The following is an 18,674-nucleotide window of genomic DNA, read 5'->3' as shown; positions in this document are numbered from 1 at the left end:
GGCGACATGGGTGGCGTCTGTGTCGTGGGGTGTTGTGGCATTCCCGCTGTCTGTCCTGCGCTGCGGCGGGACGCCAGCCTCCTCAATGGACTGCGGAGGTGTGGCGCTGGCTGATTGCATTGACGGCACTGGGCGGGCAGCGGCTCCAGGCATTGAAATCGGTGACGGGCATGGGGCGTGCGAACAGATAGCCTTGACCGATATTGCAGCGGGTATCGCAGAGGTAATCGCGCTGTTCCGCGGTCTCGATGCCTTCGCCGACCACGGCGAGATTCAGACGCTGGCCCAGCTCGACGATGGTACGGGTGATGGCGCGCGCTTCCGGGTGGCTGTCGCTGCGCCCGACGAAGCATTGGTCGATCTTCAATTCGTCGAACGGCAGGTTGTAGAGCTGCATCATCGAGGAGAAACCGGTGCCGAAGTCATCCAGCGCCAGGCGATAGCCGCGGTCGCGAATGGCATTGAGCAGGTGACGAGCGTAGGTGAGGCAGTCGATCCCGCAGCTCTCCGTGAGTTCCAGCGTGATGGAGTGCGGATCGACATGATGCTGACTGGCCAGCGCATCCAGCGTCTTCAGCATGTCGCGGGTGCGCAGCAGCTGGGGTGACAGATTGAGCGCGAGATCAAGGTGAAGGCCCTGGGACTGCCATTGGCCCTGCTGGCGGAAACCATGCTCGATGACCTGCCAGGTGAGTGCCTCGATACGGTTGGTGCGTTCCGCCAGGGCGATGAACTGGTTGGGCATGACCATGCCGCGCAGAGGATGCTGCCAGCGCACGAGAGCTTCCGCGCCGCTGAGCCGGCCGCTGGCGAGGTCGATCTTGGGCTGATAGACGAGATGCAGCTGGCGCTCGGTCAGAGCATCATCCAGTTCATCGAGTGACAGCGGATTGCGTTGCTTGTCCAGCTCTGCCAGCAGAGAGGCCAGGTGCATGATGTCGCAGGGCTTGCCGAGCTGGCCCAGCATCTCCAGGCCACTGCGCTTGCCCCTGGCGACCATCGCTTGCATGTCGTCGTTGTGACAGGCGCTCATCAGGATGATGCCCGCCTCGACATTGCGTTCGCGCAGATAGCCGAGCACATCATCGCCGGTGAAGTCGCCCAGTTCGTAGTCCACCAGGATGAGGTCCGTCTCCAGGCAGGCGGGATTGCAGGCGATGTCCTGCAGCCCTTCGCTCTGCGTGCAGTCGAAACCATGGGCGGAAAGCAGCCCACTGATGAGCTCACGAAAATCCGGATCGTCGTCGATGATGAGTGCGTGTCGAGTCATATAAGGCATCCTCAAGCGAGTGTCGGGAATACGCTCACACCGCTGTGCATGAAGTGTCTGCATGGGCAGTGCGCAGGCGAGCAGGTGATCCCAGATTAGCAATGCGGTTACATGATTCGCGGATATCGACACATTTGACGGCGTCTTTTTACATTCGAGCTGTCAGGTCGATGAATCAGAAAGCGGGTAGCGTGAGTCAGCCAGGGAGAGGCCGCCAGGGGGAGCCAGCAAGAGGCGGGGAGGGGGGTTATCAAACAAGGAAGAGGCGGGTAGCAGGAGGGAAGTCGTCACACGCCCGCGCAGCCCCGGGTTGCCTCCGGGACTGCGCGGGCGTGTGTTGCCTGAGACTGGTCAAGCCACGCCACACGGGCGGGGTCAGCGCAGACGATCGCAGTTGGGCTTCTCGCCGGCGGCGCGGGCCTGCTGATAGGTCGGCAGAGCGGTCTCGAGGCGCTCGTTGAGGGCCGCCATGCGCTGCTCATCACTCGGGTGCGTCGACATCCACACAGGAGGTTGCGCGCCTCCGGCAGCGTTCATGTTGGCCCACAGCTTGATGCTGGCGCGCGGGTCGAAGCCGGCTTCGGCCATCAGGTCCAGCCCCAGCAGGTCGGCTTCGGACTCGTGGGAGCGCGAGAACGGCTTGAGCACGCCGTATTCCGCGCCCATGCCCAGCAGGCCCATGAGCTGATCGCCACCGGTACCTTCGAGGCCTGCCAGTGCCTGGGTCAGCGACAGCCCGGCGGAGGTCAGCGATTGGGTCGAGACGCGCTCGTTGGCGTGGCGCGCCAGCACGTGGGCGATCTCGTGGCCGATGACGGTCGCCAGCTGGTCCTGATTCTCGGCGACCTCCAGCAACCCGGTGTTGACGCCGATATAGCCGCCCGGCAGCGCGAAGGCATTGGCGGACTCATCCTCGAATACCTTGACCTGCCAGCCGCTGATGCCATAGCTGGCGGGCACCTTGGCGGTCACCGCATCTGCCACGCAGCTGACGTAGGCATCCTGACGTCCTTCCACCACCGGCAGCTCCTGCTGGTACTTGCTGAAGCTGGCTTCTCCCATCTTCTCCAGTTCCTGGTCCGAGTAGAGAGTCAGCTGGCTGCGGCCCAGCGGAGAGCTGGCGCAGGCACTCAGGGTGACGGACGCCGCAAGGGCCGCCAGCGGGAGCAGACGACGCAGGGCGCGGGGAGATGAGAGATCGAGCAATCCTGGCATTGGGGCCTCCTGGCTAGATGACGTGACAATCTTCAAGCGCACGGCAGGGCGACGCTGAACGTGCAAGAAACGTGCAGACAGCATAACCGGATAGGCGAAGTGGTGCAGTCAGTGAAATGATACGTTGCTGAGATCACAGCATCGTCAGGCCAGACGGGGCCGCCGGGCATGAGATACTGGGCGTGATCTGATGGGCCTGCCACGGCCCGGACCCCATGTATCTGACAGGGAATCATCATGTCGCCAGAGTTTGAACGCCGCCTCTCGCATCTGCTGGACCGACTCGAACCGATGCTGCCGCCGACGGCTGTCGAAGTGGACTGGACACGCGATGTCGCCGCCTTGTGGACTCGCCACCCCCTGGGAGGGCGCCTGACGCCGATCGCGCTGCGTGACGCCCTGACACTCGAGGACCTGCTCGGCATCGCACGCCAGAAGCGTGAGCTGCTGGCCAACACTCGTGCCTTCCTCGCGGGCAAGCCGGCCAACCATGCGCTGCTGTGGGGCGCGCGTGGCACCGGCAAGTCATCGCTGGTCCGCGCGCTGCTCAATACCCTGGGCCGTGAGGGGCTGCGTCTGATCCAGATCGATCGCCACGACCTGCCGGCACTGCCGGCGCTGGTCGCCGAGCTGGCTCAGCAGCCGCATCGCTTCATTGTCTACTGTGATGACCTGTCCTTCGAGGGCAGTGATGACGCCTACAAGGCGCTCAAGAGTGTACTGGATGGCACCCTGACCGGCCCGCCGGAGAACGTGCTGCTGTACGCCACCTCCAACCGTCGTCATCTGTTGCCGGAGCACATGAGCGACAATCAGGCCACCCATATCGTCGATGGCGAGCTGCATCACGGTGATGCGGTGGAAGAGAAGATCTCGCTGTCGGACCGCTTCGGCCTGTGGCTGGCCTTCCACCCCTTCAATCAGGATGCTTATCTGGAGACCTGTCAGCATTGGGTGGAATGGCGTCTCGGCGCGGGCAGCTTCGATGAGGCGGCGCGTGGCGAGGCGCTGCGCTACGCCACCCAGCGTGGGGTGCGCAGCGGGCGTGCCGCCTGGCAGTTCGCCAACCTCTGGGCGGGGCAGAAGACGCTGGAGGCGTGAGCCTGGTGCTTGACGCCCTTGAGATGATTGCGGCGCATGAGATGCTTGAAACATCAGTGCTCGCGACATGAAAAAGCCGCTCCTGCAGTCATCTGCAGGGGCGGCTTTTTCATGGGGCAGGCTGGCGGATCGGATTCGCTGGCCTGCCATCATGCACGGGCGCAGATCACGCCATCAACGGCGCTGCTTGCGCTCCTTGCGAGCTTCCTTGGTGCGCGCCAGTGAACGCTCTTTCGCGCGTTCGCGGTCGTCAGCCCCCTGGGCGCCATCGAAGGGGTTGTCGCCGGAGCGGAACTCGAAACGCATCGGCGTACCCTTGACCTTGAGCACCTTGCGGAAGGTGTTGGTCAGGTAGCGCTTGTAGGCTTCCGGCAGACGGTTGGTCTGGTTGCCGTGCACCACGATCAGCGGCGGATTGGCGCCACCCTGGTGAGCCATACGCAGCTTGATGCGACGGCCGTTGACCATCGGCGGCTGGTGCGCCTGGGTGGCGTCCTGCAGCAGGGTGGTCAGACGCTTGGTCGACCAGCGGGCCACGGCGCTTTCGAAGGCGCGGTCGATGGACGGGTAGAGGTCACCCACCGCAGTGCCGTGCAGCGCGGAGATGAAGTGCAGGTCAGCGTAGTCGGCAAAGCCCAGACGACGCTTGATCTCGGAGCGCATCTTCTCCTTGGCTTCGCTTTCCAGGCCATCCCACTTGTTGACCGCCAGCACCAGCGCGCGGCCGCTGGTCAGCACGAAGTCCAGCAGGTGCAGGTCCTGCTCGACCAGCCCCTGGCGGGCATCGAGCACCATCACGGCGACGTTGCACTTCTTGATCGCTTCCAGCGTCTTGATGATGGAGAACTTCTCCACCACTTCGCGCACGTTCTTGCGACGACGGACCCCGGCGGTATCGACCAGCAGGTAAGGCTTGCCGCGACGCTCGAAGGGAATTTCCACCGCGTCGGTGGTGGTGCCGGCCTGGTCAAAGACCACCACGCGCTCCTCGCCCAGCAGGCGGTTGACCAGCGTCGACTTGCCGACGTTCGGGCGACCGATGATGCCGATGCGCACGCCGCGATCGTCCAGTTCCGGGTGCAGGTCCTCGTCTTCGCCTTCCTCGACTTCAGGGTAGGGCGAGAGCACCTCTTCCAGCAGTGTGGTGACGTTGCGGCCATGCTCGGCGGCGATGGCGCGCGGGTCACCCAGACCCAGGGTCCAGAAGTCGGACTTGCCGATCTCCTCGTCCATGCCGTCGGTCTTGTTGACCACCAGCCAGGTCTTCTTCTGGTTGACGCGCAGATGGTTGGCGATGGCCTCATCCGCCATGTTCAGACCGGCGCGCGCATCGACCATGAACAGCACGATGTCGGCTTCGTCGATGGCGGCCAGGGACTGGCCGGCCATCATCAGGTCGATGCCTTCCTCGTCACCGCTGATGCCGCCGGTGTCGATGACGGTGTAGGGCTTGCCGCCGACCTTGCCGGTGCCGTACTTGCGGTCACGGGTCAGGCCGGGGAAATCGGCGACCAGAGCATCACGGGTCTTGGTGAGGCGATTGAATAGCGTCGACTTGCCGACATTCGGGCGGCCGACCAGGGCGATCACGGGGTTCATGGAATCTCGCAGCATTCGCAGGGATAGCATCGATGCCGGCCCCGTACGGTCTGCTTCGAACCGGTCTGCTTCGAACCATGACGGCTGGAAAGCACCTTGTGCAGGCAGGGCGATAGCGATGATATCGGACTTGGGTCACTGGAGCGCGTCGTCGGCAGGCGCCGGACGAGGCCCGTCTCCAGTATGGCCCGCGGAGCGAGCCTTGGCACTCTCCGCGGAAATGATCTCGTGGCTGAATCCTGTGGCTCTACCGACGCGAGGGAGGCGTCAGTCGACTCACGGGATCAGCGGGGGCAGCATTCTAGCATTGACAGGGAGTTGCTACCAATGGCGCATTACGACAACGGCAGCCAGGAGGCTGCCGTTGTCGTGACGAGGGCTGAACTAGGCGCATGTCAGCTTGCGGGGCAGGCTGACATGCGCGCTCGATCAATGGCTTACGGGGCTTCGAGGTCCAGCGCCGTCAGCTCGCCATCGTTGGTGTAGACATAGATGCGCTTGCCTTCGGTCAGCGGGGTGATGCTGATGCCATCGCCCCCCACGTCATAGCGGCCGGCCATCTCCCCGCTCTGGGCGTCGATCAGGTGCACATAGCCTTCGTAGTCACCGACCACTAGCTTGCCATCGACGAAGGCCGGAGAGGTCAGCCAGCGACCTTCCAGGTCTTCGGACTTCCACAGCACGTTACCGGTGTTGGCATCCATCGCCAGCACATGGCTGGCGTTGTCGATACTGAACAGGTAATCGCCGACCACGATGGGCGTCAGATAGCTGGAGGACGGCTTGTCCCACAGCGGCTCGCCGTTGCGAGCGTCCAGTGCGATCAGGCGACCGTTGTAGCTGGTGACGAACAGGCGACCATCCTGGGTCAGCACCGGCTGGCCATCGAGATCGACCAGCTGATCCACCTCGGTACGCCCGGACGGCACGGCGACGCGCAGGTCCCACAGTTCCTGACCTGAGCGGTTGTCGAGCGTGACCAGCTTGCCGTTGGCGAAGCCAGCGAAGGTGACCGGCTGGATGACGCGCGGCGCGCCGGTGCCCCGCAGTGTCAGGGCCGGAATCGTGGCCGAGTAGGCCCACTGCTCTTCGCCGGTGAAGCGATCAAGCGCGGTCACGGTACCATCGACGCTCTGCACCACGACCAGCTCGGCGTTGTACTGCGGCGCGGCCAGCACCTCACTGGAGACACGCGTGCTCCATTCGATGCTGCCATCTTCCTGACTGACGGCGCTGACCTTGCCATCGCGCGTACCGACGTAGAGGCGGGAGGCATCGGCATTCAGTGCGCTGGTGATGCCAGCTGGCAACCGTGTCTGCCAGATGTCGTCGCCACTGTCGGCAGCGAGGGCTTCCAGTTCACCGCCTTCGGCACCGACGAACAGCTTGTCGTTGGCGAAGATCGGGGACAGCGGATAGTGGGCACGGCCAAGGCCATTGCCGACCGATTCGCTCCAGACGGAATCCAGCGCGACCTGGCGATCGAAATCGACCAACTCCTTGGGCGCATATTCCGGTTGGGCACTGCTGGCACAACCGGCCAGCAGACTCACGGCCAGTAGCGAGGCCGGTACGCTCAGACGACGAGTGACGCTCATGAAGAAGACTCCGCAGCCAGATCGGCGAGTTTCAGGTCGAGACCGTAGACCGGCTGACCACTTTCCTGCGACAGGGTGCTGGCCTGCTGATAGGCGGCGATGGCCTCGTCACGCTTGTCCTGTGCGGCCAGGGCATCGCCACGCACCGCCGCCGCCTGCGCTGCCAGCGGCGCCGGCGGGTTCTTGAGCAGGGCGAGTGCCGCGTCGTTGTCGCCGCGCTCGACGTTGATTCGCGCCAGACGCAGGCTGGCCAGCCCCTGCAGATAGCTGTCATCGCTGTTGTCGATCACGCTCTGCAGCGCCGTGGCGGCTGCATCGAGATCGTTGGCCTTGACCGACATGCTGGCATCCAGCAGATGCGCCATCTGGGTGTAGAGGCTGTCGCCGTGCTCGCTTTCCAGTTCGCCGATCAGCGTACGCGCCTGCTTGACGCCGGCGTCTTCCAGCTTGGGCTGGCTGACGAGGCTGATCAGTTGCTGGTAACGCACGGAGGCCGCTTCGGACTGGCTGGCTTCGTAGCTCTGCCAGGCCTTGAAGGCAAAGACACCGGCGCCGGCCAGTACGACACCGGCAATCAGTGACTTGCCGTTCTCGCTCCACCAACGCTTGATGGCTTCAAGCTGTTCTTCTTCGCTTCTGAGCTCTTCCGCCACGGGCGGTCTCCTTGACCTGGCCGGTATGCCGGCACTTGCATTCGAGAGGCGGAGAGCTGGCTCTCCGCCCGATATTCATTGGCAGTCTCAGGCGCCGAAGACGCTGTCGAGACGTTCGCCCAGCGCACGCTGGTTCAGCGTTTCCTGGTCGCGTTCCTCGCGCAGGAACTTGAGCGCCACCGTGCCTTCGATGACTTCATTCTCACCGAGAATCAGCGCGATGCGTGCACCGCTCTTGTCGGCCTTCTTCATCTGGCTCTTGAAGCTGCCGCCACCGCAATGCAGAACCAGGCGCAGGTTGGGCAGGGCGGTGCGCAGCTCTTCTGCCAGACGCATGGCCTCGCCTTCGGCCTGCTCGCCCATCGACATCAGGTAGACATCGACGGTTTCGCGGACGTCCTGCGGTACCAGTTCCAGCGTCTCGAGCAACAGGATGAGGCGCTCGACGCCCATCGCGAAGCCGACCGCCGGTACCGGTTTGCCGCCCAGCTGTTCGAACAGGCTGTCGTAGCGGCCGCCGGCACACACGGTGCCCTGGCTGCCCAGTGCGGTGGTGGTCCATTCGAACACACTGCGCGAGTAGTAATCGAGGCCACGCACCAGGCGCGGGTTGATGACGTATTCGATGCCAGCGGCGTCGAGTCGTGCCTTGAGGCCCTCGAAGTGCACGCGGGATTCTTCATCCAGGTGATCCCCCAGGCGCGGCGCGGCGTCGACGACGGCGGCCATGTCCGGGTTCTTGGTATCGAGGATGCGCAGCGGGTTGCTGTGCAGACGACGCTTGGAGTCTTCGTCGAGGACATCCAGGTGCTGTTCGAAGTATTCGACCAGCAGGTCACGATAGGCGGCACGCGCCTCAAGGCTACCCAGCGAGTTGAGCTCGAGGGTGACGTGCTCAAGAAGGCCAAGCTGACGCCATAGACGCGCGGAGAGCAGGATCATCTCGGCATCGATGTCCGGGCCTTCCATACCGTAGGCTTCGACGCCCACCTGATGGAACTGACGATAACGGCCCTTCTGCGGGCGCTCGTGGCGGAACATCGGCCCGGTGTACCACAGGCGCTGGATCTGGTTGTGGACCAGGCCATTCTCCATCGCCATGCGCACGCAGCTGGCGGTGCCTTCCGGACGCAGGGTCAGGCTGTCGCCGTTACGGTCGTCGAAGGTGTACATCTCCTTCTCGACGATGTCGGTGACTTCGCCGATGGAGCGCTTGAACAGTGCGGTCTGCTCGACGATGGGGGTGCGGATCTCGCGATAGCCGTACTGGCCCATCAGCGCTTCCACCTGGTGCTCGAAGTATTGCCATACCGGTGACTGGTCCGGCAGCAGGTCGTTCATGCCACGAATGGCCTGGATCTTGGTACTCAACGTTCTCTCCTGAATCCTTGCGCGTCTCCCCACGGCGCTCGCATGAGGTCATGCAGGCGGGTGGGGAGACGAAGGCGCGTCACTCACGACGCGCAAGCCAGCCGAGACAAGCTCAGCTCTGGCGAATGATGGTGTCGGCCTCACGGGCCTCTTTTTCCGCGACCTTGTCACGGATGAGTCGCTCAAGATCGTCAACCAGGGTGTCATTGGTCAACTTGCTGGCCGGCTTGCCGTCCAGGTAGACCAGGTTGGCGGGGCTGCCGCCGGTCAGGCCGACATCGGTCTCCTTGGCTTCGCCGGGGCCATTGACGACACAGCCGATGACCGAGACGTTCAGCGGCGTCATCACGTCTTCAAGACGTGTCTCCAGTTCGTTCATGGTCTTGATGACGTCGAAATTCTGACGCGAGCAGCTGGGACAGGCAATGAAGTTGATGCCCTTGGCGCGCAACTTGAGGCTCTTGAGCATGTCGAAGCCGACCTTGATCTCCTCGACCGGGTCCGCGGCCAGCGACACGCGGATGGTGTCACCGATGCCATCCATCAGCAGCATGCCCAGGCCGATGGAAGACTTGACGGTGCCCGAGCGCAGGCCGCCGGCTTCGGTGATGCCCAGGTGCAGCGGCTGTTCGATGCGCGCCGCCAGGTCACGATAGGCGGCGACGGCCATGAACACGTCGCTGGCCTTGACGCTGACCTTGAAGTCCTGGAAGTCGAGGCGATCCAGATGGTCGATGTGACGCATGGCAGATTCGACCAGCGCCGCCGGCGTCGGTTCGCCGTATTTCTTCTGCAGGTCCTTTTCCAGCGAGCCTGCGTTGACGCCGATGCGGATCGGGATGCCGTTGTCGCGGGCGGCGCTGACCACGGCACGCACGCGGTCTTCACGACCGATGTTGCCCGGGTTGATGCGCAGGCAGTCGACGCCAAGTTCGGCCACACGCAGGGCGATCTTGTAGTCGAAGTGGATATCGGCCACCAGCGGGATGTTGCTCTGCTGCTTGATGCGACCGAAGGCTTCGGCGGCATCCATGTCCGGCACGCTGACACGCACGATATCGGCACCGGCATCCTCGAGGCGCTTGATCTGCGCGACGGTGGCGGCGACATCGTTGGTGTCGGTGTTGGTCATGCTCTGCACGGAAATCGGTGCATCGCCGCCGACGGCCACATTGCCGACATGAATCTTGCGCGAGACGCGGCGCTTGATGGGGGAGTGACTATGCATGGGATTCCGGATCATTCACCGAGGGTAAGTTTGGCAACACTGCCGCGCGTGACGCGCGTGAGGTCGACCGCTTCATTCATGTAACGCAATTCGACGCCAGAGGCATTGCCGATGGTCAGCGTGAAGGGCGGCTTGCCTTCCAGCGTCGTGCTGGTGCCGGCCTCGTTGTTGCCGCGCAGCAGGCGCTTGCCATCGACATCACGGATGTCGGTCCAGGAATTGATGTTGAACGTCAATTCAAGCTTGCGCGGGTCTGCCGCCGGCGTAGCTTCTTCTGCTGCGCTCTCTTGCGGGGTGTCGGCACTGGCATCGGCGACTGTGCTCACGTCAGTGGTAGCGGCACTATCCGTGGCAGCGTCAGACGCTGACGTACCAGCCTCTGCAGCGCCCGGCGCGCCAGCGTTCGTGTCGAGCGCGTCAGCACTCTGCGCTGTCGCCTCGGACGAGGTGGCTGCCTCGACGGCAGACGCATCACCGGTGGCGGTAGCAGTGGAGGACGGCGCCGCTTCACTGGCAGAGGACTGCGAGAGCGAAAGCTCGATGGAGCCATCGGCGTTCACGACCGGTTCGGCGCTGTCCGCATCGTTGCCGCCTTCGAGGGCGGAGGTTTCGGCCGGCGAGGTGCGGCCATAGTCGCCGCTCTGCCACCACACGTAGCTGAGGCCGATCAGGCCGGCGATGACCAGCAGGCTGACGAGGCGGAACAGGTACTTGCCCATCTTGCCCGGCGGGCGCACCGACGGTGTGGAGCTGGGAGTGTAGCGCTCGGCTTCGGTGGTGCCGAACTGGGCATTGTACTGCCCGACGATCGCTTTCTCGTCCATGCCCAGCAGGCGGGCATAGGCACGCAGATAGCCGCGACGGTACGCGGCAATGGGAATCTGGTCGTAGTGGTCGCGTTCCAGGTCATCGACCAGGCTGGGGCGCAGGTTGAGCTGTGTCGCCACCTCATCACGCGACAACCCCTGATGTTCGCGCTCCAGCTTGAGGCGCGTGCCAGGCAGTGCATCACTGGCGTGCTGATCAGGGGCGGGTTGATGTTCGCTCATGGCGCATCCTTGTAAGGAAAAACTGTCTACCGAACGCACATCCGGGCGCTCTTCCGGTACTGCGGGAACTGCTCCTGATACTGGAGCATGCTGACTGATGCTGTCGCGCGATTGGCCGGGTACTGCACGACTCGTTGATCATCGTGCGAGCGAGCAGCGTGAAAAGCGATGACTCCCACGCCAATCGACGCGTACGAACACACGTTCGTCCGCGTCGGCACTATACCAAGCCCGCGCCGAGATTTTCACCGGCAATTCGGTCTTCTCGGCCCTGCTTGCAGCGCCCCCGCCCAAGAGGTGGCCCCATCAGCGGCGTCGTTGCGCCTTGCTCAGGGAGTGCGAATCACCGCGCGACCGGATTCCCGTGTCATGACCTGCTCCAGCTGACGGCTGTAGAGGTCTGCCAGACGGCTGTCGCCGCGAGCTGTAGCCACATCGACGGCCAGGGCAAGACTGTCGCTGTCGGTGCCTGCCAGGCGGAAGTAGCGGCTCAGGGCCGACTGGGCGGCGTCATTGTCGCCGGCGTCATGTGACATGCGTGCCACCGCCAACCAGGCCTCTGACTCACGCGGGTTGATCTTGACGGCGCGCTCGAAACTCTTCGCGGCCTCGCTGGTCTTGCCCAGCTGCATCTGACAGCGGCCCAGATTGGTATAGAGCTGACCACGATTGTCGTAGGTCAGGTCTTCTGCCGCGATCTCGAGCTGCCGACAGGCCGCGACGTATTCACCGCGAGAGTAGAGAAAGGCCGCATAGTTGTTGCGCGCACGGGTAAAGGACGGATCGCTGGAAATGGCCTGATTGAAATAGTCATCGGCGAGCACGTTCTCACCCTGGCGCTGATAGATCATCGCCAGCCCGGCCTTGGCCTCGGCATTGCTGCTCTGCAGCTTGAGTGCCTTCTGGAAGGCATTGTCAGCGCGCTGCAGCTGATTACGACCCAGATAGGCCTCTCCGAGTTCCACGTAGGCATTCGAGGCCTTGTTGTCATCCGGCGGGGCGTAGGGGTCGTTGGTTTCCACGCGTGTCGCGCAGCCTGCGAGGGTCAGGCCGGCAAATCCGAGGCACAGCAGCAGGGCTCGGGTGCGGCGAGTGATGCCGCGAGCAGCGGTGCGGATGTGGGAATCATGCTGGCAGGGGCCCTGGGCGACAGGGCCATGCGCATTGGTGCGATGACGGGGCAGACGACTCGGCATGCAATCCTCGCGTGAATGAAGGCTCATGATGTGCCTGCGGGCGAGGGTCGCGGCAGGCAACAAAAGCGCCCCCCATCAAAGCGCCGCACCTGCCACAAGTCAAGGTGGCAGGGCGGCGCATGGCGATAGCGTCAGGTCAGACCTGGCAGCCGCTCAGTCGGCGTCGAGCTGGATGGCGTTGATGTAACGCTCGGCACGACGGGTGCGGTCCTTGACCTGACCGACCAGCTGGCCACAGGCGGCGTCGATGTCGTCGCCGCGTGTCGCGCGCACCGGTGCGGTGTAGCCCAGCTCATAGAGACGCTGCTGGAAACGCATCACCTGATTACGTGACGGCTTCTCGTAACCGGAATGCGGGAACGGGTTGAACGGGATCAGGTTGATCTTGCACGGCAGCTCGTCGAGCAGCGCGGCCAGTTCCTCGGCGTGCTGGATCTGGTCGTTGACGTCCTTGATCAGGGTGTACTCGATGGTGACGATACGTGCGTCGTCACACTTGGCCAGGTAGCGATGGCAAGAGTCGAGCAGCGCGCGGATGTTCCACTTGCGGTTGATCGGCACCAGCACGTTGCGCAGTTCATCGTTGGCCGCGTGCAGCGAGATCGCCAGACTGACGTCCATCTCATCGCCGAGCTGGTCCAGCTTGGGCACCACACCAGAGGTGGAGAGGGTGACGCGACGCTTGGACAGGCCATAGGCGTTGTCGTCCAGCATCAGCTTCATCGCCGGCACGACATTGTCGTAGTTCATCAGCGGCTCGCCCATGCCCATCATCACCACGTTGGTGACCGGACGCTTGCGGGTGTCCTTGCGGTCTTCGGCGCCACGGGTGGCGACCCACACCTGGCCGATGATCTCGGCGGCGGTCAGGTCACGCTCGAAGCCCTGCTTGCCGGTGGAGCAGAAGCTGCAGTCCAGCGAGCAGCCTACCTGGGAAGACACGCACAGGGTGCGACGGTTGCCGTTCTCGGAGGGGATCAGTACGGTCTCGACGTAGCTGCCATCGCTGACTTCCAGCACCCACTTGCGGGTGCCGTCCTTGGACTCGCCTTCATAGACGATGCCCGGCGCACGGACCTCGGCGACCTGCTTGAGGCGCTCGCGCAGCGGCTTGGCAAGGTTGGTCATCTCGTCGAAGCTGTCGACGCCTTCCTGGTGAATCCATTTCATCACCTGGGTGGCGCGGAATTTCTTCTCGCCGATGCTCTCGAAGAAGGCTTCCATCGCCGGGCGCGGCAGGCCCAGCAGGTTGGTGAGCTTGACGGCGGCAGGGGCCGCGGCATCGGTGGCAGTTGCAGTGGTATCAGTCATGGTATGGGCCGGTCGTGTCAGGGATGGGCAGGCGTCACACAAAGGATAGACGTCTGCAGGGCGACGCTGTCAGCGGAGGTGGCGATGCTTCGCAGACCTCAAGAGGCTCTCATCATCAGCGCAGTGCGCGTGGGCGTCACATGGCGTGGGGAGAGGGCGCTGCAGCGGCTTTCAGAAAAGCGTATCGGACCTGCTCAAGCGTCGAATCTGCTTCAGGGGTGCATGCTGTCGCGCGACGCTTCAGCACGTCCGATACCACGACGGCCCCGCCTCGCAGGCAGGGCCGTCGTGTCATGCACGGCTGGGAGACGCGTGCCCCGAAGGGCCGGGCTTCTCAGTCGTACAAGGCGAAATCAACCGCGCGGGCAGATTTCGTTGTCGCCGAAGAAGTAGGCGATTTCGCGAGCAGCAGATTCCGGCGCGTCAGAACCGTGAACGGCGTTGGCGTCGATGGAAGTGGCGAAGTCTGCACGGATGGTGCCGGCTTCTGCTTCCTTCGGGTTGGTAGCGCCCATCAGGTCGCGGTTCTTGGTGATGGCGTCTTCGCCTTCCAGCACCTGGATCATGACCGGGCCGGAAGTCATGAAGCCGACCAGCTCGCCGAAGAAGCCGCGCTCGCTGTGCTCAGCGTAGAAGCCTTCGGCCTGTTCCTTGGACAGGTGAACCATTTTGGAAGCGACGATCTGCAGACCGGCCTTCTCGAAACGAGAGTAGATTTCGCCGATCACGTTCTTGGCAACGGCATCCGGCTTGATGATGGACAGAGTGCGCTGAGTCATGGTGAATCTCCTGAGACAAGCTTTGAAGAGCCGCACGGCAGATGCCGCACGGCGGAAAACGGGCTCTGTCGGCATGCGCGCGACAAAAGTGGGCGGCATTATAGCGGCAAGTGCCACCGGCTGCATCCATCATGCCTGAGTCGCATGACGCGCAGATGGCAAGCGCCTCGTCGGCATGGGCTGGCGAGGCGCTGAGGGTCGGCTCGGACGTTGAGCCTGGCTTGGACGCTGAAGCTCTATTTACAAGCTGAAGCCTGGTCTACACGCTGAAGCCTGGTCTACACGCTGAAGCTCTCGCCACAGCCACACTCGTCCTTGACGTTAGGGTTGTTGAAGCGGAAGTAGCGGTTTAGGCCGTCCTTGACGTAATCCACTTCGGAGCCGTCGAGCACGGTGAGGGCTTCGCTGTCGACATAGACGGTGGCGCCGTGATCGACGAAGACGGCGTCTTCCTCGTTGGCCTCGTCGGCGAAGTCGAGCACGTAGCTGTAACCGGAGCAGCCGCTTGGCTTGACCGAGACACGCAGGCCAAGGCCGTGGCCGCGCTCGGCCAGCACGACGCGGATCTGGTCGGCGGCGGAGGGGGAAATCGACAGGTGTGCCATGAGCAGTCTCCCGGGTCAGGCGCGCAGCGAGGTCAGGGCATGCCTGAGTTCGCCGAGCGCGGATTCAATGTCGGTGGCGGTGGTGAATCGTCCGAAGCTGAAACGCAATGACGCCAGCGCCAGTGGACGGGGCACCCCGATGCCGGTGAGGACGAACGACGGTTCGACACTGGCGGAATTGCAGGCCGAACCGGTGGAAATCGCGATGCCGCGCAGCGCCATCAGCATCGCCTCGCCATCCACGCCTTCGAAGGCGAGATTGACGATGTTGGGCGCACTGACCTCTATATCGGTATTGAAGTGCACGCCTTCAAGGCCGGCAAGCCCGGCGACGAACTGATCACGCAGCGCGATGAGGTGCTGGTGATCGGCGTCGAACTGCTCGCCGCTCAGGCGGTAGGCCTCGCCCATGCCGACGATCTGATGGGTCGGCAGGGTGCCGGAACGCATGCCGCGCTCATGACCACCGCCGTGGATCAGGGCATCGACCTTGATCTGCGGCTGGCGACGCACGTACAGCGCGCCGATGCCTTTGGGGCCGTAGGCCTTGTGGGCGGACAGCGACAGCATGTCGATAGGCTGACGGCTGACATCGATCTGCACCTTGCCGGGCGCCTGGGCGGCATCGACATGGAAGGCCGCGCCATGCGAATGGGCGATGTCGCCCAGCGCATCCAGGTCATTCAGGCTGCCCAGCTCGTTGTTCACCGCCATCAGCGATACCAGGAGGGTGTCGCTGCGCAGGGCGTCGCGCAGGCTGTCCGGGCTGATGCGGCCGTCAGGCTGCGGCGCGATGCGCGTGACCTCGAAGCCTTCCGCTTCCAGCGCACTGGCGGTATCCAGAATTGCCTTGTGCTCGATGGTCGAGGTGATCAGATGGCGGCCACGCGCGGCATTGGCACGCATGTAGCCGGTCAGCGCCAGGTTGTCGGCTTCGGTGGCACCGCTGGTCCAGACGATCTCGCGCGGGTCGGCACCGATCAGTTCGGCGACCTGACGACGTGCGCCCTCGACGGCCTGCTCGGCCAGCCAGCCCGGCATGTGACTGCGCGAGGCCGGATTGGCGAAGGTGCCGTCCTGCGTCAGGTGACGCATCATCAGCTCGGCAACGCGCGGGTCGACGGGCGTGGTGGCGGCATAGTCAAGGTAGATCGGCTGGGACATGGTGACTTCCTGAAGACATGACGAACGGGTTCAGCTGCCCTGCATGACGGTGATCGGCGTCGGCTCGCACGCCTTGCGCTGACGACTGGCGATCTGGCGAATCTCTTCGCGCGCGACCAGGTCGGCCAGGCTGATGCCGTCGAGAAAGCCGTGGATCTCGTCGGACAGATCACACCACAGATGGTGCGTCAGGCAGGTGTCACCGGCCTGACAGTCCGACATTCCCTGACAGCGTGTGGCATCGACTGACTCGTTGACGGCGTCGATGATGCACGCCACCGAGGTGGTCTCGAGTTCGGTGTCCAGCAGATAACCGCCACCGGGGCCACGCACGCTCTTGACCAGACCTGCACGCCGCAGACGCGCAAACAGTTGCTCCAGATACGACAGCGAGATGCCCTGGCGTTCGGAAATATCGGCCAGACAGGTCGGGCCGCAACTGGCATGCAGGGCCAGATCGAGCATCGCGGTGACGGCGTAGCGTCCCTTGGTGGTCAGGCGCATGACAGAGTCCGTGAGCAGATGGAGCCTGCGACGTTGAGGACGAGGCCTAGCATAGTCGCCGCCTCTGGCGAGGCGGCGTCTCAATGCGCTCCATTATGGTGGGGTGGTCTGGCGGGGTCAATCCCGACTGAATTGGTCAACTTTAGCCATGCTGACGTTCGGCAGGTTCCTGCGTATCGCTTGCCTGCTCGGTCGGCGAGTGCTCAGCCGATGACCGTTGGGTCGAGGTCTGCTCGGAACTGGAGGCTGTCCGAGCCTTGGGCGAGGTGCTGCCCTGGGCTGCGGCCACGTCAGCGACGGTCGTCTCGCCGCCGCAGGGCCCCAGCTCATCGATCAGCTGGGCGAAGTCGGCGTTATCGAGCTCGGGCAGGCGCCCGGCGCGATAGCTGGCATCCAGCTTGCGCAGCGTGCCGCACATCTGTTCGATGCGCTTGTCCACGGCATGCATGTGATCGAGCATCGCGTGCATGGAGCGCGCGACCGGATCGGGCATGTCCTGGCCCATGCCGTAGGCATCGAAGCCGAACTTCTCCTTCATGGCCTCGCGGCTTTCCGGGTCGACCGACGGCTCCTCCGCCATATCCGGCTCGGCACGCTTGACGATCTTGCCGGGAATGCCGACGACGGTGGCGCCGGCAGGCACTTCACGCGTGACCACGGCATTGGAGCCGACCTTGGCGCCGGCACCGACGGTGAACGGGCCGAGAATCTTGGCACCGGCACCGACGATGACGCCATCGCCGAGGGTCGGGTGGCGCTTGCCGGCGTTCCAGGTGGTGCCACCGAGAGTGACGCCGTGATAGAGGGTCACGTCATCACCGATCAGGGCGGTCTCGCCGATCACGACGCCCATGCCGTGGTCGATGAAGAAGCGACGACCGATGGTGGCACCCGGGTGGATCTCGATGCCGGTCAGCCAGCGCATCAGGGTCGAGCCGGTGCGCGCCAGCCATTTGGCGTTGTGGCGCCATAGCCAGTGATTGATGCGATGGGCCACCAGCGCATGCAGGCCCGGATAGTTGGTCAGGACTTCAAAGAAGTTGCGCGCCGCCGGATCACGGGCAAACACGCTATCGATGTCTTCACGCAGTCGAGTGAACATGGCGTGTCCTCAGGAAGTGCGGTTGGCCGTGTCGGCTTGTGCCAGGCGAACCTGCTTGTCCACAGCGGAAAGAATGCCGCGCAGAATGTTGATTTCCATGCTGTCCGGACGCGCGCGCAGGTAGAGGCGACGCAGGCGTGCCATCAGCTGGCGCGGCTGTTCCGGATCGAGGAAGTCGACGCTGATCAGTGTCTTCTCGAGATGCTCGAACAGGCGCTCGAGGTCGGCATGGCTGGCCAGCGGGCTGTCCCAGTCGATACCGAACGGCTGGTCATCCTCGGCACGCGGCGTCTCGCCGGCGGCTTCCTGGTCGGCCAGCCACGCCTGGCGGCACTCATAGGCCAGCACCTGCACCGCCGCGGCCAGATTCAGCGAGCTGAAATCCGGGTTGGTCGGAATGTGCACGTGACGGTGACAGCGTTGCAGCTCTTCATTGGAGAGCCCGGAATCCTCGCGGCCGAAGACGATGGCCACGCGGGCATCCGGCAGGCGGGCTTCATCGGCCAGGGTGGCAGCGAAGGCGCGCGGCGTGATCATCGGCCACGGCAGGTTGCGGGAGCGTGCGCTGCAGCCGACCACCAGGCTGCAATCCGCCACGGCCTCTGCCAACGTTTCGTGCACCGAGGCGCTGGCGACGAGTGCATCGGCTCCCGAGGCGCGTGAGGCGGATTCCTGGCATTGCACCTGACATCGCGGCGCGACCAGTGCGAGATCGGCCAGGCCCATATTGAGCATGGCGCGGGCTGCACCACCAATGTTGCCGGGGTGGCTGGTGCCAATCAGGACAATGCGCAGACGTTCAAGCATGAGGACTTCCAGGATAGCGATTGAAGGGCAGGGCAATCGACGCGGCCCGGCCACCGGGCTGGGCGAGACGTGCGCCAGAGCCCGATATCCTAGCATGAAGCCAGCGCAGGGAGCAGTCAGCT

General features: G+C 63.9%; 17 protein-coding genes. 1 reads left to right on the top strand and 16 read right to left on the bottom strand.

From position 1 onward, the window contains the following. Positions 1–82: 82 nt before the first annotated feature. Positions 83–1,270, bottom strand: a complete 1,188-nt coding sequence (locus AC5WNJ_RS14210) for an EAL domain-containing protein (protein WP_176677911.1) — start codon at positions 1,268–1,270, stop codon at positions 83–85. A gap of 375 nt (positions 1,271–1,645) precedes the next feature. Next, positions 1,646–2,485, bottom strand: a complete 840-nt coding sequence (locus AC5WNJ_RS14205) for a M48 family metallopeptidase (RefSeq protein ID WP_172978723.1) — start codon at positions 2,483–2,485, stop codon at positions 1,646–1,648. A gap of 237 nt (positions 2,486–2,722) precedes the next feature. Here AC5WNJ_RS14205 and AC5WNJ_RS14200 point away from each other — a divergent pair, with 237 nt between their 5' ends. Beyond that, the gene (locus AC5WNJ_RS14200) at positions 2,723–3,586 is read left to right on the top strand and encodes an ATP-binding protein (RefSeq protein WP_495930013.1); all 864 of its coding nucleotides are present in this window, start codon (positions 2,723–2,725) and stop codon (positions 3,584–3,586) included. Positions 3,587–3,760: 174 nt separating this feature from the next. Here the strand turns inward: AC5WNJ_RS14200 and der are convergent, their stop codons facing one another. The 14 genes from der to AC5WNJ_RS14130 all read right to left on the bottom strand — a co-directional run bounded on the left by der (position 3,761) and on the right by AC5WNJ_RS14130 (position 18,552). Further along, complete coding sequence (gene der, locus AC5WNJ_RS14195; RefSeq protein ID WP_495930012.1) at positions 3,761–5,185, bottom strand: ribosome biogenesis GTPase Der; 1,425 nt, start codon at positions 5,183–5,185, stop codon at positions 3,761–3,763. A 437-nt stretch (positions 5,186–5,622) separates the two neighbouring features. Next, positions 5,623–6,783 carry an outer membrane protein assembly factor BamB gene (gene bamB / locus AC5WNJ_RS14190; protein ID WP_253064550.1) on the bottom strand — a complete coding sequence of 387 codons (1,161 nt, stop codon included), beginning with the start codon at positions 6,781–6,783 and terminating at the stop codon, positions 5,623–5,625. Beyond that, entirely contained in the window at positions 6,780–7,436 is a 657-nt protein-coding gene (locus tag AC5WNJ_RS14185) for a YfgM family protein (protein WP_495930011.1), read from the bottom strand. The genes bamB and AC5WNJ_RS14185 overlap by 4 nt, the downstream gene beginning before the upstream one ends. Positions 7,437–7,523: 87 nt before the next feature. Beyond that, complete coding sequence (gene hisS, locus AC5WNJ_RS14180) at positions 7,524–8,807, bottom strand: histidine--tRNA ligase (protein WP_253064548.1); 1,284 nt, start codon at positions 8,805–8,807, stop codon at positions 7,524–7,526. Between the two features lie 112 nt (positions 8,808–8,919). Further along, positions 8,920–10,035, bottom strand: a complete 1,116-nt coding sequence (ispG, locus tag AC5WNJ_RS14175) for a flavodoxin-dependent (E)-4-hydroxy-3-methylbut-2-enyl-diphosphate synthase (protein ID WP_043333809.1) — start codon at positions 10,033–10,035, stop codon at positions 8,920–8,922. An 11-nt stretch (positions 10,036–10,046) separates the two neighbouring features. Then, a complete protein-coding gene (locus AC5WNJ_RS14170) occupies positions 10,047–11,084 on the bottom strand; it encodes a RodZ domain-containing protein (RefSeq protein ID WP_176677904.1) in 1,038 nt (345 codons plus the stop codon). A gap of 329 nt (positions 11,085–11,413) precedes the next feature. Then, the gene (gene pilW, locus AC5WNJ_RS14165) at positions 11,414–12,307 is read right to left on the bottom strand and encodes a type IV pilus biogenesis/stability protein PilW (RefSeq protein WP_495930009.1); all 894 of its coding nucleotides are present in this window, start codon (positions 12,305–12,307) and stop codon (positions 11,414–11,416) included. A gap of 126 nt (positions 12,308–12,433) precedes the next feature. Beyond that, on the bottom strand, positions 12,434–13,591 hold the full coding sequence (gene rlmN, locus AC5WNJ_RS14160) for a dual-specificity RNA methyltransferase RlmN (RefSeq protein ID WP_495930007.1): 1,158 nt from the start codon (positions 13,589–13,591) through the stop codon (positions 12,434–12,436). Positions 13,592–13,944: 353 nt separating this feature from the next. Further along, positions 13,945–14,370 carry a nucleoside-diphosphate kinase gene (gene ndk, locus AC5WNJ_RS14155; RefSeq protein ID WP_043333812.1) on the bottom strand — a complete coding sequence of 142 codons (426 nt, stop codon included), beginning with the start codon at positions 14,368–14,370 and terminating at the stop codon, positions 13,945–13,947. 278 nt (positions 14,371–14,648) lie between these two features. Beyond that, positions 14,649–14,975 (bottom strand): HesB/IscA family protein, encoded by a 327-nt coding sequence (locus AC5WNJ_RS14150; protein WP_176677901.1) that lies wholly within the window; start codon positions 14,973–14,975, stop codon positions 14,649–14,651. 15 nt (positions 14,976–14,990) lie between these two features. After that, entirely contained in the window at positions 14,991–16,139 is a 1,149-nt protein-coding gene (locus tag AC5WNJ_RS14145; RefSeq protein WP_495930006.1) for an aminotransferase class V-fold PLP-dependent enzyme, read from the bottom strand. 30 nt (positions 16,140–16,169) lie between these two features. Further along, positions 16,170–16,643, bottom strand: coding sequence for a Fe-S cluster assembly transcriptional regulator IscR (iscR, locus tag AC5WNJ_RS14140; protein ID WP_175089144.1), 474 nt, complete (start codon positions 16,641–16,643; stop codon positions 16,170–16,172). A gap of 142 nt (positions 16,644–16,785) precedes the next feature. Next, the gene (cysE, locus tag AC5WNJ_RS14135) at positions 16,786–17,745 is read right to left on the bottom strand and encodes a serine O-acetyltransferase (protein WP_495930005.1); all 960 of its coding nucleotides are present in this window, start codon (positions 17,743–17,745) and stop codon (positions 16,786–16,788) included. Between the two features lie 9 nt (positions 17,746–17,754). Continuing rightward, complete coding sequence (locus tag AC5WNJ_RS14130; protein ID WP_495930004.1) at positions 17,755–18,552, bottom strand: RNA methyltransferase; 798 nt, start codon at positions 18,550–18,552, stop codon at positions 17,755–17,757. Between the last annotated feature and the right edge of the window lie 122 nt (positions 18,553–18,674).

This window comes from Cobetia sp. PDI-23MA (assembly GCF_059507735.1).
This window is presented reverse-complemented; position numbering and strand designations above follow the sequence as displayed.